Source organism: Streptomyces sp. NPDC004065 (genome assembly GCF_044903565.1).
In the GTDB taxonomy this organism is placed as follows: Bacteria; Actinomycetota; Actinomycetes; order Streptomycetales; family Streptomycetaceae; genus Streptomyces.
In genome coordinates, this window is sequence record NZ_JBJDQT010000011.1 from 72279 (window position 1) to 88376 (window position 16098).

11 protein-coding genes are annotated in these 16098 nt (G+C 73.3%); 6 read left to right on the plus strand and 5 right to left on the minus strand.

The window, feature by feature from the left end:
• Positions 1-228 precede the first annotated feature (228 nt).
• On the minus strand, positions 229-885 hold the full coding sequence (locus ACI2LW_RS14640; protein ID WP_404731536.1) for a DUF305 domain-containing protein: 657 nt from the start codon (positions 883-885) through the stop codon (positions 229-231).
• The gene (locus ACI2LW_RS14645) at positions 882-1610 is read right to left on the minus strand and encodes a DUF3105 domain-containing protein (RefSeq protein WP_404731537.1); all 729 of its coding nucleotides are present in this window, start codon (positions 1608-1610) and stop codon (positions 882-884) included. The genes ACI2LW_RS14640 and ACI2LW_RS14645 overlap by 4 nt, the downstream gene beginning before the upstream one ends.
• A 131-nt stretch (positions 1611-1741) precedes the next feature.
• Between ACI2LW_RS14645 and ACI2LW_RS14650 the strand changes: the two genes are divergently transcribed.
• Positions 1742-2194 (plus strand): RrF2 family transcriptional regulator, encoded by a 453-nt coding sequence (locus ACI2LW_RS14650; protein WP_404731538.1) that lies wholly within the window; start codon positions 1742-1744, stop codon positions 2192-2194.
• A 321-nt stretch (positions 2195-2515) separates the two neighbouring features.
• On the opposite strand, the gene ACI2LW_RS14655 is transcribed toward ACI2LW_RS14650, so the two are convergent.
• Entirely contained in the window at positions 2516-3712 is a 1197-nt protein-coding gene (locus tag ACI2LW_RS14655) for a globin domain-containing protein (protein ID WP_404731539.1), read from the minus strand.
• 340 nt (positions 3713-4052) lie between these two features.
• Between ACI2LW_RS14655 and ACI2LW_RS14660 the strand changes: the two genes are divergently transcribed.
• The 5 genes from ACI2LW_RS14660 (at position 4053) to ACI2LW_RS14680 (ending at position 13963) form a co-directional block, all read left to right on the plus strand.
• Entirely contained in the window at positions 4053-5414 is a 1362-nt protein-coding gene (locus tag ACI2LW_RS14660) for a glutamine synthetase family protein (protein WP_404731540.1), read from the plus strand.
• A gap of 290 nt (positions 5415-5704) precedes the next feature.
• Positions 5705-7774: a restriction endonuclease gene (locus tag ACI2LW_RS14665; protein WP_404731541.1), complete on the plus strand. Its 2070-nt coding sequence runs from the start codon at positions 5705-5707 to the stop codon at positions 7772-7774.
• Positions 7775-7817: 43 nt separating this feature from the next.
• On the plus strand, positions 7818-8960 hold the full coding sequence (locus ACI2LW_RS14670; RefSeq protein ID WP_404731542.1) for a PP2C family protein-serine/threonine phosphatase: 1143 nt from the start codon (positions 7818-7820) through the stop codon (positions 8958-8960).
• 172 nt (positions 8961-9132) lie between these two features.
• The gene (locus ACI2LW_RS14675; protein WP_404731543.1) at positions 9133-10809 is read left to right on the plus strand and encodes a hypothetical protein; all 1677 of its coding nucleotides are present in this window, start codon (positions 9133-9135) and stop codon (positions 10807-10809) included.
• 118 nt (positions 10810-10927) lie between these two features.
• Entirely contained in the window at positions 10928-13963 is a 3036-nt protein-coding gene (locus tag ACI2LW_RS14680) for a bifunctional [glutamine synthetase] adenylyltransferase/[glutamine synthetase]-adenylyl-L-tyrosine phosphorylase (RefSeq protein WP_404731544.1), read from the plus strand.
• Between the two features lie 89 nt (positions 13964-14052).
• Here the strand turns inward: ACI2LW_RS14680 and ACI2LW_RS14685 are convergent, their stop codons facing one another.
• Both ACI2LW_RS14685 and ACI2LW_RS14690 read right to left on the minus strand, forming a co-directional pair.
• Positions 14053-14895, minus strand: a complete 843-nt coding sequence (locus ACI2LW_RS14685; protein WP_404731545.1) for a phosphatase PAP2 family protein — start codon at positions 14893-14895, stop codon at positions 14053-14055.
• 70 nt (positions 14896-14965) lie between these two features.
• Positions 14966-16000, minus strand: coding sequence for a LacI family DNA-binding transcriptional regulator (locus tag ACI2LW_RS14690; protein WP_404731546.1), 1035 nt, complete (start codon positions 15998-16000; stop codon positions 14966-14968).
• Positions 16001-16098: the final 98 nt, after the last annotated feature.

The window sequence follows — 16098 nt, forward strand, 5'->3', positions numbered from 1 at the left end:
CCACTCTTCCCGATGAACCGTTCATGCCAGGGGAATGGGCAGGCCAAGAGAAACCCAAGGAACCGTCAGTGACGGTGGGCGGAAGGCGAATTGCCGCTTTCGCGCGCTCGCGGGGGGTGCGTCCGGGTCATGAACGGGGCGCCCGGGTCATGAACGGGGCGCCCGGACCACGCACGGGGCCGCCCGGCTCCCGCACGGGGCACTCGGATCACCCACGGACCGTCCGTATCACGCACGCGGCGCGGCGCCGCGCTCCCGGAGCATGTCGGCCATCAGCCGGATCTCCGACTGCTGGGCGTCCACCATGCCCTGCGCGAGCCGCTTCTCCACGCCCACCGTGCACCTGGCGGCGCAGGCCTCGGCCATGTGGATGCCGCCCTTGTGATGGGCCGTCATCAACCGGAGGTAGAACACCTCCGCCTGCCTGCCGTTGAGTTCGCCGAGCCGCTTGATCTCCGCGTCGGTCGCCATGCCGGGCATCAGGGCCCCGTCCTTGCCGGCCGGCGTCCCGCCCATGCCCATCCAGGCCATCGGCCCGCGCGCCGACACCTTCGGCAGCCCCCACAGATCGAGCCAGCCCAGCAGCATGCCGCGCTGGTTGGCCTGCGTCTGCGCGATGTCGTAGGCCAGACGGCGCACTTCGGCGTCGGTGGTGCGGTCGCGCACGATGTACGACAGCTCGACGGCCTGCTGGTGGTGGACCGCCATGTCCCGCGCGAACCCGGCGTCGGCGGACTCCGCGGCGGGTGTGCGGCCCGCCGGGCCGGTGGAGCCGTCGCGGCCGCCGTGCGCGCCGGCGCCGTCCTCCGCGACCGCGTACGTGATCGCCCCGGTCGCCAGCAGTGCGGTGGCCGCGGCCCCCGCGATCAGCCCGGCGAGCCTCACCGGCCCAGCCCGCCGCTGCAGGTGGCCCCCGGCTCCGGCGTCTGCGCGCCCTGCACGAACCGCGCGAGGAACCTGTCGACGTCCGGGTCGCCGGCGCCCTTCACCGTGCGCTGGTGCCCCCAGGCGCTGAGCATGATCGGGTCCTTCTGGTCCTGGTCCGGACTCATCAGCGTGTACGGCGTGGCGCGCACCTTCGCCGCGAGCGCGGCCACGTCGGCCTTGGGCGCCCTGTCGTTGTACGTCACCCAGACCGCGCCGTGCTCCAGCGCGTGCACGGCGTTCTCGTTGCGGACCGGCTCGGTGTAGACCTTGCCGTCGCAGTTCTGCCAGACCGGGTTGTGGTCGCCGCCGACCGGGGGCTCCATCGGATACGTCACCGGCTTGGCGGTGTGGGTCCGGCCCAGCTCGCCCTTCCAGGTCCGCACGCCGTCCGCGCCGGTGACGAAGTGCCCGGAGCCGCCCTTGGCGCCGCCGCCCGCCCCGCCGCGGGTCCGGCTCCTGCCGTCGCCGCCGGAGCCGTCCATGCCCTTCGCCGAAGGCGGCTTGTCGTCACCGGACCGCGCCTGGACCAGCACCACCCCGCCGACGGCCAGGCCCGCCGCCACCGCCACGCCCGCCGCGATCGCCAGCAGCCGGGTGCGCCGCCGGCGGGCCTGCTGCGAACGGCGCATCTCCTCTATGTGCGCCCTGCGCTGGTCGGTGCCGGTCTGGTGGGCGGAACCCATGGCGGAGTCCTTCGGTGAGCGGGGGACGGACGGGCCCGCTGATCGTAGTGGGACCGGCGGGACGGACGGGAGGGCGCGAGGAAGCGCGCCGATAACTTGAATGCGCGATGCGCATTATTTACCCTGCACGCATGCGGCTCCTGCGCTCCACCGACCTGGCACTGCGCGTCCTGATGAGACTCGCCGTCGCCGGCGGGACGAGCCCCACGACCCGGCAGGTCGCCGAGGACATGGACGTGCCGTACACGCACGCGGCGAAGGTGGTCGCCGAACTCACCCATATGGGCCTGGTCACCGCCCGGCGCGGCCGGGGCGGGGGGCTCACCCTCACCGAGCCCGGGCGCACGGCCTCCGTGGGCGCCGTGGTGCGCGCCTTCGAGGGCGGGGGCGAGGCCGACGTCGTCGACTGCGAGGGCAGCGGCCAGGGCGGCACGCCGTGCCCGCTGCGCTCGGGCTGCCGGCTGCGGGGCACGCTGCGCCGGGCCCGGGAGGCGTTCTTCGCGACGCTGGACCCGGTGACGATCGGCGACCTCGTCGCGGAGCCGACGGGCCCGCTGCTGCTGGAGATCGGCAGGGCGCCGTAGAACCGGGCGGTGCCGGGCCTCTGCCGAGGGCCGCCGCGGTCCGGGCGGTGCCGGGCAGCGGCAGGCTCCCGTGGACCGGGCGGGCCCCGGGCGGGCGGCGCGGCGAGGAACACGACGGACGCAGACGACGGACGACAGGCGACAGACCACAGACGACAGGGCGCCGGACCACAGACGACAGGGCGCCGGACCACAGACGACAGGGCGCCCCCGGGAGAAGACCGCAGCGGTCTTCTCCCGGGGGCGCCCTGTCCCACAACAACACCGCACCGCATCAGGTGCGCCGCCCCGCCCCATGGCCGGCGCGGGGCGGCGGCGGCCTCAGTTGTCCTTGGCCAGCCAGAGGTCCGGGCCGAACACCTCGTAGTGGATGTCGGCCGGGGCGACGCCCTTGCCGATCAGCTGGCTGCGCACGGCCCGCATGAAGGGCAGCGGACCGCACAGGTACGCGTGCGTGCCGGCCGGCACCTCGACGTCCGCGAGGTCGACGAGGCCGGGCCGCCCGGCGTCCTCCTCGCCCTCGCCGAGCTGCTCGTAGAAGAAGACCGTCCGCCCCTCGGGCAGCTTGGCCGCGTAGGCCTGGTGGTCCGTGCGCAGCGCGTGCGCGGCGGGGGAGCGGTCGGCGTGCACCACGGTCACCGGGGCCCGGTGCCCGGTGAGGGCCAGCTGCTCCAGCATGGCGACCATGGGGGTCACGCCGATGCCGGCGGAGGCGAGCAGCAGCGGTGCGCCGGTGTCCTCCAGGACGAGGTCGCCGTAGGGGGCCGACAGCTGCAGGACGTCGCCCACCCGCACCCGCGCGTGCAGGTGGTTGGAGACCTCGCCGTCGGGCGTCGTGGCGTCGCCGCTCACCCGCTTCACGGCGAACTGCCGCACCGGCGAGCCGGGGGCCGCGGTCAGGCTGTACTGGCGGATCTGGCGGGCGCCGTCGGGGAGCGTGACGCCGACCGAGACGTACTGGCCGGCGCGGTAGCCGGGCACCGGGCCGTCGTCGACGGGGCGCAGCCGGAAGGTGGCCACGTCGGCGGTCTCCTCGATCCGCTCGACGACCTTCCACTCGCGCCAGCCGCGCTGCTCGCTCTGCTCGTACAGCCGCTTCTCGATGGCGATGAGGGCGTTGGCCATCAGCCAGTAGACGTCGGTCCAGGCGGCGGCGACCTCGGGGGTGACCGCGTCGCCGAGGATCTCGGCTATGGCGGCGAACAGGTGCTCGTGGACGATCGGGTACTGCTCGGGGGTGACGCCCAGCGAGGCGTGCTTGTGCGCGATGCGGGAGAGCATCAGGTCCGGCCGCTGGTCGGGGTGGTCCACCAGGTGGGTGGCGAAGGCGGCGATGGAACCGGCCAGGGCCTGCTTCTGGGTCCCCGCGGCCTGGTTGCCGCGGTTGAACAGGTCGCGCAGCAGCTCGGGGCGGGCGTCGAACATGCGGGCGTAGAAGCGCTCGGTGATCTCGCCGATGGCCGCACCGACGGCGGGCAGGGTGGCGCGGACGGTGGCTGCTGACTGCTCGGACAGCATCGGGACTCCTCGAGGGTTCGGTCGCTCGGCTGATCAGAACCGTAGGAAAATTGGTATCTCAGATGCAAATTAAGAGGGCGTGGTCTCGGTCACGCCGGGAAGACTCCGGCAGGACTCCGGCCATTACGGATGACGGTGCGAGCAGGCAAGATGGGCGGCAGAGCAGTGCGGCACAGCACCGCGCCCGCCGTACGCCCGGCGTTCCGGCTCCGTACGGCCGGGCGATCGGGGCGCGCAACGCGCGTGAAACGGTGGTGTGGTGTGATGCTCAGGTGCCCGACCGTCTCCCCGTGATACGGGGGCACAGGCGGCCTGACCAGCAAGGATGGGGAAGCGGAAGATGGACAAGCAGCAGGAGTTCGTGCTCCGGACGTTGGAGGAGCGCGACATCCGGTTCGTACGCCTGTGGTTCACGGACGTGCTGGGCTTCCTGAAGTCCGTGGCCGTGGCCCCCGCCGAGCTGGAGCAGGCCTTCGACGAGGGCATCGGCTTCGACGGCTCCGCCATCGAGGGCTTCGCCCGGGTCTACGAGTCCGACATGATCGCCAAACCGGACCCGTCCACCTTCCAGATCCTGCCCTGGCGCGCCGAGGCCCCCGGCACCGCCCGCATGTTCTGCGACATCCTCATGCCGGACGGCTCCCCCTCCTTCGCCGATCCGCGCTACGTCCTCAAGCGCGCCCTCGCCCGCACCTCCGACCTGGGCTTCACCTTCTACACCCACCCGGAGATCGAGTTCTTCCTGCTGAAGAACCGCCCCCTCGACGGCTCGCGCCCGACCCCCGCCGACAACTCCGGCTACTTCGACCACACCCCGCAGGCCATCGGCATGGACTTCCGCCGCCAGGCGATCACCATGCTGGAGTCGATGGGCATCTCGGTGGAGTTCTCCCACCACGAGGGCGCCCCGGGCCAGCAGGAGATCGACCTGCGCTACGCCGACGCGCTCTCCACCGCCGACAACATCATGACCTTCCGGCTGGTCATGAAGCAGGTGGCGCTGGAGCAGGGCCTCCAGGCGACCTTCATGCCCAAGCCCTTCTCGGAGTTCCCCGGCTCGGGCATGCACTCGCACCTGTCCCTCTTCGAGGGCGACCGCAACGCCTTCTACGAGTCCGGCGCGGAGTACCAGCTCTCCAAGGTGGGCCGCTCCTTCATCGCCGGCCTGCTGCGCCACGCCGCCGAGATCTCCGCGGTCACCAACCAGTGGGTCAACTCCTACAAGCGCATCTGGGGCGGCTCCGAGCGCACCGCCGGCGCGGGCGGCGAGGCCCCGAGCTACATCTGCTGGGGCCACAACAACCGCAGCGCCCTGGTCCGCGTCCCGATGTACAAGCCCGGCAAGACCGGCTCCGCCCGCGTGGAGGTCCGCTCCATCGACTCCGGCGCGAACCCCTACCTCGCCTACGCCGTCCTGCTGGCCGCCGGCCTCAAGGGCATCGAGGAGGGCTACGAGCTCCCGCCGGGCGCCGAGGACGACGTCTGGGCCCTGTCCAACGCCGAACGCCGCGCCATGGGCATCGAGCCCCTCCCGCAGAACCTCGGCGAGGCCCTCACCCTCATGGAGGGCAGCGACCTGGTCGCCGAAACCCTCGGCGAACACGTCTTCGACTTCTTCCTCCGCAACAAGAAGCAGGAGTGGGAGGAGTACCGCTCCGAGGTCACGGCGTACGAGCTGCGGAAGCATCTGCCGGTGCTGTAGGGGTGAGGGGCGGCGGCCGGCGGGCCGCTCCGGCGCGCGGGGCGCACGGCCACGGATCGTCGGCCACCGATCGTCGGCCCCGGGTCGTCGGCCACCGATCGTCGGCCCCGGGTCGTCGGCCACCGATCATCGGCCCCGGGTCGTCAGCCCGGCCTGGCCCCGGGTACGGAGACCGGTGCGGGTCGCTTGCTGCGCGCGGATGGGCGGGGACGGCTGTCGCTGGCTAGAGTCGTCCCGTCACACCTGGTTGTGGGGACAGCCAGAGCGTCGTGGGGAGGGGCCTGCACCACATGAGTCGTCGCTCCAGCAGCGTGGCCGGCGTCTGGGCCGAGTTGCAGAGGCAGCAGCAGCGACAGGCCGAGGCGGAGAACCGGCGGCGGAGACAGGAGGCGCAGCAGGCACGTGCCCGTCAGCGTCTCGCCGACCGCAGTCACCGCGAGTACCGCCAGGCGGAGGCGCTGCGCCGTACCGAGGAACTGGACGCACAGGTCGCGTCGCTGCAGGGCCTTCTCGCCTCGGGGTGCCGGGCGCCGGCTTTCGGCGCCGCCTCCCTGATGCGGCCCGAAGAGGTCGCGCCGTTCGCACCCGGGCCACTGGCCCAGCCGGTACCGATGCCGGACTTCGCCCACTACCAGGCGCAGGGCGGGTGGACGGCCGGCCGTCGGGCACAGGCCCAGGCCGAGGCGCGGGCACGCTTCGAGCGGGACTGGTACGCCGCTCAGGCGGCGGAGGCGCAGCGGCAGCAACAGCTGGCGTCGTACCAGCGGGAGTACCAGCGGTGGGCCGACGCCCAGCTCGCGGACGTGCGGCGGCACAACGCCGGAGTCGCCGAGCTGACCGAAGGGGTCAGGCGCCGCGACCCGGACGCCGTGGTCGAGTACTTCTCCGCCGCCCTCTACGCGTCGACCGCCTGGCCGGAGGGCTTTCCGCGGCAGGTGGCGGCGGCCTACGACGCGGCGGCCGGACAGCTGGTGCTGGACTGGGAACTGCCCGCCTACGACGTCGTACCCGGGACCAAGTCCGTCCGGTACATGCCCAGCGTGGACCAGGACAAGGAGACCGCCCGGCCGGTGAGCCAGCGCCGGGCCCTGTACCGGGAGGTTCTCGCCCAGTGCATGCTGCTCGTCCTGCACGAACTCTTCGCCGCGGACGAGCCCGGCGCGCTCGACTCGGTGGCCCTGAACGGGTTCGTGGAGGGGCACGATCCCACGACGGGGCGGCCGGGCCGCATCTGTCTGGCGACCGTCATGGTGCCGCGCTCGACGTTCCGCGAGCTGCACCTGGCACAGGTCGCCCCCCTCAGCTGCCTGGCCGACGCGCTGAAGGGGCAGCTCTCGGCCCGTCCCGACCAGCTCGCGCAGGTGCGGCCGGGCCGCCGGCCCCCGGACGTCGGCAACCGTGTCGTCACGCACGGCAGCGACGAGGAACCCGACCTGTACACCATGGACCCGATCGCCTTCGAGAACCTCGTCGCCGAACTCTTCCGGGCCATGGGGATGCAGGCGGTCACCACCCAGCGCTCGAACGACGGCGGGGTGGACGTCGACGCGCTGGACCCGACCCCGATCCGGGGCGGGAAGATCGTCGTGCAGGTGAAGCGCTACCGCAACACCGTGCCGCCCACAGCCGTGCGCGACCTGTACGGGACGGTGCAGGACGCCGGCGCCAACAAGGGCGTGCTGGTGACGACCTCGGGTTTTGGCCCCGGCTCGCACACGTTCGCCAACGGCAAGCCGCTGGAGCTGATCCCGGGAGCCGAACTCGTCGACCTGCTGCACCGTCACGGCCTCCGCGGACGCCTCGGCGACGGCGGCCGCCGCGACGGCCGCACCGGAGCACCCTCCGCGCCGTCGGTCCCGGAACCCCGGATGCCCGACGACCACAACGTCCTGGGCATGTCGTGGACCGGAGGCGTAGCCCTGGACGTGTGCGCTCTCGTCTGCCGCGGCAGCCGGGTCGTCACCGAGGACCACTTCGTCTTCTACAACAACCGGCGGACACCGGACGGCGCCGTGCGCACCGTCCCCGCCGCCGCGCCCGACAAGGCCGCGATCCAGGTGTCCTTCGACGCGCTGCCGGGTGAGGCCGACCGGTTCGTGCTGGTGGCCGCCGTCGACCCGGAGGCCGACCCGGACGCCGACCTCTCCGGTTTCACAAACGCGTGCATCCGGCTCCTCGATCCCGGCCTGGCCGAACTCGCGCGACTCGACGTCTCCGACGGCCGGCCCGGCGAGACCGCCCTGGTCCTCGGCTCCTTCCGCCGCAGGCCCAACGGCGACTGGCAGTTCGTCCTCGGCGGCAAGGGCTACACCGGCGGTCTGGAGGAGCTCGTCAAGGACTACGGGATCGAGGTGGAGTAGACCCGGAGTGGAGGCGCGGGCCGCCAAGAGGGACGCTTGGGGAATGGAGTCGCTGATGCGGCCGGCTCCGCCGGTGGGAGCAGGTGGCCACCCCGGCCGGGTCCTCTTCACGCTGATGCAGTGCCTGCCCTTCCTGCTCGGGCTGGCCGTGCTGGTCATCGAGCTGACCCCCGCGCACTTCCTCTACACCGGGCCCATGCTCACCGCCATCCCCGCGCTGGCGGCGGTCGCCCTGGGGCCCAGGGGCACCATGGGCGCGGCCGCCTTCGCGGTGGCGATCAGCGCGACCACCGCGACGTACAACGCGGCCTGGGGCAGCCTCCAGGTGTACACCAACTTCCTGGCGCTCGCCCTGGTCGCCGTGGCCGGGTTCATCAGCAGCACCGCCGTGCAGGCACGCCGGCAGAAGATGATCGACGAGCTCGACCAGGTGCGCCGGATCGCCGTGGCGGCGCAGGACGTGGTCCTGCATCCGGTGCCGGCGCGGATGGGGCCGGTCTCGGCGGGCAGCCTGTGCCTGGTGGCCGGGACGGGCGCCCAGGTGGGCGGGGATCTGTACGAGGCGGTGCAGACCCGCTACGGCGTCCGGCTGATCGTGGGGGACGTCCGCGGCAAGGGACTGTCCGCGGTGCGGGCCGTCGCGGCGGCGCTGGGCGCGTTCCGGGAGGCCGTGCACTACGAGGACGACCTGGTCGAGGTCATGAACCGCTGCACCGCCGCGCTGCGGCGCGAAGCCCTGATGCCGGGGGCGTACGAAGCGGAGATCCTGCTGGAGGGGTTCACCACGGCACTGATCGCCCAGGTGCCGGACGAACCCGTGGTGCACCTGGTCAACCGGGGTCATCCACCGCCGATGCTGCTGCACCGGGGGAAGGCCACCCCCCTGATGCCGTCCACGCCCCTGCCGCCGCTCGGCCTGGAGGACCTCGTCACCGGCCTCCCCGGCAAGCCCGAGACCTACCCGTTCCTCCCCGGCGACCGTCTGCTGCTGTACACCGACGGCGTGATCGAGGCCCGCGACCGCGAGGGGGAGTTCTTCGGCCTGCCGGAGACCATGGAGGCGATCGCCGCCGGCACGACCCCGTCCCAGTTCCTCGAGCGACTGCATCACTCCCTGATCCGCCACACCGGCGGCGACCTGGCCGACGACGTGGCGGTGATCCTCGCCGACCGGCACGAGATCTGAGCCCTGCTGGTGCGGAACCTTCCGGCGCCGGGGGGTCCGGCACACGCGTCCGCGCGGTGCCGGACCGCACGGTACGACCGCGGGTGACACAGCAGCCGTACATCCTTGTACAACCTTTTCGTTCCGAGCCCTGTCCTGGTGTGCAGCACAAGGTCGTGTACGGAGGGAAACCGTGAGAGTGCGCGAGGGACGGTGGGCGGCCGGGGTCGCCGGTGGGGTGCTGGCACTGGCCGGCCTGGGGGTCGGTGGGGCGGCCGGGACGGCCGCGGCGGACGGGGCCGGGCTGGAGGTCCGCTCCGACTTCACGCACTACACGCTGGAGGCGACGCCCTACACCGACGTGGGCAGCTCCGGGGACGGCCTCACGCTGCTGAACACCGGCACGAAGACGGTGAAGTCGTACACGATCACGGTCGACTACACCTCCCTCAAGGGGATCGCCGAGGTCACCCTGCCCGGGTGCGGGCAGAAGTCCGAGGGCGTGCTGAGCTGCTCGCCCGCCTATCCGCCCGGCCCGGGCAAGGGGGCGTCGCTGGGCACGCTCAGCGCGCGGACCCTGAAGGGCGCGAAGGCCGGCGCCACCGGCGAGATACGGATCGGCGGTCAGGCGGACGGCGTGGCCATGGCCGAGAAGGTCTGGAAGGTCACCGTCAAGGACGTCGGGCTGGTCGCGGACCGCACGATCGGGACCGTCGCCGGCAAGGTGCAGCCGGGATCCCTGGTGCGGCCGGGCATCGGGTACACCCACTACGGCGCCGCGGCGCTCGACGGCGCGTACTTCCTCATGTACGCCTCGGGCGCCTCGTTCCAGCAGGAGTTCGGCAACTGCACGTACGGCACGATGCCCGTCCGGATGGACGGCGACCCCGACGGTGAACTCACCGACCTGTCCTACCCGGCGGCCCTCTGCCACGTCGAGGACACCATCGAGCCGGGGCAGTCCTACGACCTGTACCCGGGCGAGCTGAAGATCGCCGCCGATGTGCGGGGCGCCAATTGGTCCGTCTCCCGGGCCAGGCCCGAGGATCTGAGGAAGCTCACCGACGTCCACGCCGGGCACGGCCCGAAGCTCGGGCTCGTGCCGCGGCCCGCCGACGCGCCGGAGGGCAGGCCCCGGCTGTCGCTGCGCGACGTCGTCTACACGGTCGACAACACCACCGACATCGCGGCGGTCGGGGCCTCGGTGCGGGGGCGCCCGGGCGGGACCGTCACCGCGGAGATCGGGTTCCGCAACAACGGCCCCGCGCGCACGGCCACCTGGACCGGCAGCAGGCCCATCGAGGACCCCTCGGTGCAGACCACCTTCACCGTCCCGGCCGGCACGACCGTGGTGAAGGTGCCGGAGCGGTGCCACACGACGATCGACGGGAAGTACTCCACCGCGCCCGGCGGCAAGGTCTACGCGTGCGTGCAGAAGACCACGGACTGGGTGATCGAGAACGGCGCACGGCTGGTGTGGTCCTTCGGACTGCGCATCGACAGGCCGTCCGCCCTCGCCCCCGGCAAGGTCACCCTGAAGGTCCTCAGCGAGAGCGACAGCGACCCGGAGAACGACACCGCCGCCGTCACGGTGACGGTGCCGGGCGGGGGCGCGACCACGGGCGGCGGCACCACGGCCGGCGGCGGCGACTCCGGCGGCGACGGGAACGGGGGCACCTCCGGCGGTACCGCCGCGTCGGGCGGTACGACGACCGGTGGCAACGCCCAGGAGTCCTCCGTGACCGGCGGCTCCATGGCCGGCACCGGCGCCGGCACACTCCCCTGGATCGCCGGAACGGCGGGCCTCCTCGCCGTGACCGCGGGAGCCGGCGTCTTCGTCCTGGCCCGCCGCCGCAGGAGCGGCGCCTGACCGGTCCCCGCGAGCGGTCACCCCGGCTTCCCGGTGCTCCCCGACGGCCGTCGGGGAGCACTGCGGTTAGGCTCTGGCCAGGACGAACAGGGCGGGCTCGATCCGACGGGAGGCCGGGATGACGGCGCCGGGGCGCAGGAGCAGTACCTTCACACGGCTGCTGCGGCACGGCTTCACCGATGCCTCGGCCGCCGAACGCCTCCTGGACGGCCCCGAGCTGGCGCCGGTCAGGAACGACCCGGTGCTGCTCGAGGCGCTCGGCGCCACCGCCGACCCGGATCTGGCGCTCGGCGGACTGGTCCGGCTGCTGGAGGCCCAGCCCGGACCCACCGCCCGGCGGGAGCTGCTCGACACGCTGATAGCGGCCAAGCCGCTGCGCGACCGCCTGCTCGGGGTGCTCGGCGCCTCCGCCGCGCTCGGCGACCACCTCGCCCGGCACTCCGGCGACTGGCACGCCCTCGTCACCTACGAGCCCCGCGACCTGCACCCGGGCGTGGAGGAGTTCGAGCGCGGGCTCGCCGGGGCCGACGACCCGGTGTCGCTGCGCGTCGCCTACCGGCGCTGCCTGCTGTCCATCGCCGCCCGCGACGTGTGCGGCACCATCGGCGTCGCCGAGACCGCCGCCGAGCTCGCCGACCTCGCCACCGCCACCCTGCGCGCCGCGCTGCGGCTGGCCCGCGCCGCCGCGCCCGGGGACGACGCGCTGTGCCGGCTCGCGGTCATCGCGATGGGCAAGTGCGGCGGCCACGAACTGAACTACGTCTCCGACGTCGACGTCATCTTCGTCGGCGAGGCCGCCGACGGCGCCGACGAGGCCAAGGCGCTCCGGGCCGCCACCCGGCTGGCCTCGCACATGATGCGGATCTGCTCCGAGACGACCGTCGAGGGGTCGATCTGGCCCGTCGACGCCAATCTGCGGCCCGAGGGCAGGAACGGCCCGCTGGTGCGCACGCTCAGCAGCCATGTCGCCTACTACCAGCGGTGGGCCAAGACCTGGGAGTTCCAGGCCCTGCTCAAGGCCCGCCCGGTGGCCGGCGACCGCGCGCTCGGCGAGGAGTACGCCGCCGCGCTCAGCCCGATGGTGTGGCAGGCCGCCGAACGCGAGAACTTCGTCGCCGACGTGCAGAAGATGCGCCGGCGGGTGGTGGAGAACATCCCCGCCGCCGAGGTCGAGCGCGAGCTCAAGCTCGGGCCCGGCGGCCTGCGGGACGTCGAGTTCGCCGTACAGCTGCTGCAGCTGGTGCACGGGCGGACCGACGCGTCGCTGCGCAGCGGAAGCACGCTGGAGGCGCTCAAGGCGCTCGCGGCGGGCGGCTACGTGGGCCGGGCCGACGCCGTGCAGCTCGACGAGGCCTACCGGTTCCTGCGGGCCATGGAGCACCGCATCCAGCTGTTCCGGCTGCGGCGCACCCACCTGGTCCCCGAGGACGAGGCCGATCTGCGGCGGCTCGGGCGCTCGCTCGGGCTGCGCAGCGACCCGGTCGCCGAGCTGGTCCGGGAGTGGAAGCGGCACACCGGCGCGGTACGCCGGCTGCACGAGAAGCTGTTCTACCGGCCGCTGCTCGACGCCGTCGCCCAGCTCGCGCCCGGCGAGACCCGGCTGAGCGCCGAGGCGGCCCGGGAACGGCTGGTCGCGCTCGGCTACGCCGACCCGGCGGCGGCGCTGCGGCACCTGGAGGCGCTGGCCTCCGGCGTCAGCCGCAAGGCCGCGATCCAGCGCACCCTGCTGCCCGTGCTGCTCGGGTGGTTCGCCGACTCCGCCGACCCGGACGCGGGACTGCTGAACTTCCGCAAGGTGTCCGACGCGCTCGGCAAGACCCCGTGGTACCTGCGGCTGCTGCGCGACGAGGGCGCGGCCGCGGAGAACCTCGCCCGGGTGCTGTCCGCCGGCCGGCTCGCGCCCGACCTGCTGATGCGGGCGCCGGAGGCGGTCGCGCTGCTCGGCGACACGGGCGGCGGCGCGGACGGCGGCGGCGGGCTGGAACCGCGCGGGCGGGCGCAGCTGGAGCAGGAGATGCTGGCCGCCGTGCGGCGCGCGGACAGCGCCGAGCAGGCGGTCACCGCGGCGCGCGGCGTGCGGCGGCGGGAGCTGTTCCGCACGGCCGCGGCGGACATCGTCAGTTCCTACGGCACCGAGGCACAGCCCGCCGAGGCCGACCAGGGGGCGCTGGTGGACCGGGTGGGCGCCGCCGTGTCCGACCTGACGGCGGCCACGCTGGCGGGAACCCTGCGGGCGGTCGTGCGGGAAGGGTGGGGCGACGGCGACGACGCCCTGCCGACCCGGTTCGCGATCATCGGCATGGGGCGGTTCGGCGGGCACGAGCTGGGCTACGGCTCCGACGCGGACGTGCTGTTCGTGCACGAGCCGCGGGACGGTGTGGACGAGCGGGAGGCCGCCCGCGCGGCGAACCGGGTGGTCACCGAGATGCGGCGGCTGCTGCAGGTGCCGAGCGCGGACCCGCCGCTGCTGATCGACGCGGATCTGCGGCCCGAGGGGAAGTCCGGGCCGATGGTGCGCACCCTGACGTCGTACGAGGCGTACTACCGGCGGTGGTCGCTGGTGTGGGAGGCACAGGCGCTGCTGCGGGCGGAGCCGGTGGCGGGGGACGAGGAGCTGGGGCGGCGGTTCGTCGAGCTGATCGACCCGCTGCGGTATCCGCGGGGCGGGCTCGGGGACGACGCGGTGCGCGAGATCCGGCGGCTGAAGGCGCGCATGGAGTCGGAGCGGCTGCCGCGGGGCGCCGATCCCAAGCTGCACACCAAGCTCGGGCCCGGGGGGCTGTCCGACGTGGAGTGGACCGTGCAGCTGCTGCAGATGCGGCATGCGGCGGAGGCGGGTGCGGGGGGTGGCGCCGGGCTGCGGACGACCCGGACCCGGGCGGCGCTGGCCGCGGCGCGGGAGGCGGGGCTGGTGTCGGAGGAGGAGGCGTCCATCCTCGACGAGGCGTGGGTGCTGGCCTCACGGGTGCGCAACGCGGTGATGCTGGTCCGGGGGCGGGCGGGGGACACGTTCCCCACGGAGCCGCGGGAGCTGGCCGCGGTGGGGCGTTATCTGGGGTACGGGCCCGGGCATGTCGGCGACATGCTGGACGCGTACCGGCGGACCGCCCGGCGGGCCCGGGCGGTCGTGGAGGAGCTGTTCTACGGGACGTGAGGTCCGGCGTCCGCGCCCGCGGGCGCGGTGTTCCGGCGTGGCCCGCACCGTCGGGCGGGTGCCGCCTTCGGCGGGGTGCGGGTGCGGTGCTACGCCTCCTCCGGCCGCAGGGCCGGGGAGACCCGGGGCAGGGTGTGGGGGAGGGCGCCGTACCAGGTGCGGGCCAGGGCGCAGCCGAAGGCCAGGCACAGGACGCCGCCCACCGCGTCCAGCCAGAAGTGGTTGGCCGTGGCGACGATGACCAGGAGCGTGGCCGCGGGGTACAGCAGGCCCAGCAGCCGTGCCCAGGGGACGGCGGCCAGGGCGAAGACGGTCAGCCCGCACCACAGGGACCAGCCGATGTGCATCGAGGGCATGGCGGCGTACTGGTTGGACATGTGCTTGAGGTCGCCGGAGGCCATCGAGCCCCAGGTGTGGTGCACCTGGACCGTGTCGACGAAGTGACCGCTCGTCATGAGGCGGGGCGGGGCCAGCGGGTACAGGTAATAGCCGAGCAGGGCCACGCCGGTGGTGGCGAACAGGGCGAGGCGGGCCGCCGCGTAGCGGCCCGGGTGGCTGCGGTAGAGCCACACCAGGACGCCGATCGTGACCACGAAGTGCAAGGTGGCGTAGTAGTAGTTCATGCCGATGATCAGCCAAGTGACCGAGTCGGCGGCATGGTTGACCGAGTGTTCGACGGCGATGCCCAGCCGGTGCTCGGCGAGCCAGACCCAGTCGGCGTTGCGCAGGGCCTGGGCCTTCTGCTCCGGGACCGCGTTGCGGATCAGTGAGTACGTCCAGTAGCTCACCGCGATCAGCAGGATCTCGAACCACAGGCGGGGATGGCGCGGGGTGCGCAGCCGCCGTAGCAGGGCCGGGCGTTCGTCGTCCGTGACAGGGGGCGGAACGGCCTCTTCCGGGCCATTCAGTCGCGTCACGGTCCTGTCACCCATAGGCACAGAGTCTGCCAGAAAAGCCACCGCCCGCCGGTCATCCGCGGGTGCGCCGCAGCGGCGCCCCTCCTCAGGGACGGTTCCGCTCCCCGGGGGCCGAGGCGGTCGAGCCGCGCACCACCAGTTCCGGCATGAAGACGAACTCGCTGTGCGGGGCCGGCGTCCCCCCGATCTCCTCCAGCAGCGTGCGCACCGCCGCCTGGCCCATGGCCGGCACCGGCTTGCGGATCGTCGTCAGCGGCGGGTCGGTGAAGGCGATGAGCGGCGAGTCGTCGAAGCCCACGACCGAGACGTCCCGGGGGACCTCCAGGCCGCGCTGCCGGGCCGCCCGTATCGCGCCCAGCGCCATCATGTCGCTGGCGCAGACGACGGCCGTGCAGCCGCGGTCGACGAGCGCCGTGGCCGCCGCCTGGCCGCCCTCCAGGGTGTACAGCGAGTGCTGCACCAGGCCGGACTCGATGGAGTCCGTGGCCAGGCCCAGCAGGTCCTGCATGGCGCGGACGAAGCCCTCTATCTTGCGCTGGACCGGGACGAAGCGCTTGGGGCCCACGGCCAGGCCGATGCGGGTGTGGCCGAGGGAGGCGAGGTGGGTGACCGCCAGGGTCATCGCCGCGCGGTCGTCCGGGGAGATGAAGGGCGCCTGCACCTTGGGGGAGAAGCCGTCCACCAGCACGTAGGGCACGCCCTGTGCGCGCAGTCGCTCGTAGCGCTCCATGTCGGCCGTGGTGTCCGCGTGCAGACCGGAGACGTAGATGATGCCGGCGACGCCGCGGTCCACCAGCATCTCGGTGAGCTCGTCCTCGGTGGAGCCGCCCGGCGTCTGGGTGGCCAGCACCGGGGTGTAGCCCTGGCGGGTCAGCGCCTGCCCGATGACCTGGGCCAGGGCGGGGAAGATCGGGTTCTCCAGCTCGGGCGTGATCAGGCCGACCAGGCCCTCGCTGCGCTGCCGCAGCCGCACCGGGCGCTCGTAGCCCAGTACGTCGAGGGCGGCCAGCACGGACTGGCGCGTGGTGGCGGCGACGCCCGGCTTGCCGTTGAGGACGCGGCTGACGGTCGCTTCGCTCACCCCCGCCTGGGCGGCGATGTCGGCAAGCCGTGTGGTCACAGGAGTGGACTGTACCGGTCGGGGCGTCATCGCGTTCCTCGTGTTCTGGTCGGCGTACCGGTCCGCAACGGGATGATTCCCCCGTCAGCGCCGTATGG

Coding starts and splice junctions, on each gene's coding strand:
- ACI2LW_RS14665 (WP_404731541.1), top strand. CDS start 5,705: ATGAGTCGTCGCTCCAGCAGCGTGGCCGGCGTCTGGGCCGAGTTGCAG.
- ACI2LW_RS14645 (WP_404731537.1), bottom strand. CDS start 1,610: ATGGGTTCCGCCCACCAGACCGGCACCGACCAGCGCAGGGCGCACATA.
- ACI2LW_RS14670 (WP_404731542.1), top strand. CDS start 7,818: ATGGAGTCGCTGATGCGGCCGGCTCCGCCGGTGGGAGCAGGTGGCCAC.
- ACI2LW_RS14655 (WP_404731539.1), bottom strand. CDS start 3,712: ATGCTGTCCGAGCAGTCAGCAGCCACCGTCCGCGCCACCCTGCCCGCC.
- ACI2LW_RS14650 (WP_404731538.1), top strand. CDS start 1,742: ATGCGGCTCCTGCGCTCCACCGACCTGGCACTGCGCGTCCTGATGAGA.
- ACI2LW_RS14680 (WP_404731544.1), top strand. CDS start 10,928: ATGACGGCGCCGGGGCGCAGGAGCAGTACCTTCACACGGCTGCTGCGG.
- ACI2LW_RS14685 (WP_404731545.1), bottom strand. CDS start 14,895: ATGGGTGACAGGACCGTGACGCGACTGAATGGCCCGGAAGAGGCCGTT.
- ACI2LW_RS14660 (WP_404731540.1), top strand. CDS start 4,053: ATGGACAAGCAGCAGGAGTTCGTGCTCCGGACGTTGGAGGAGCGCGAC.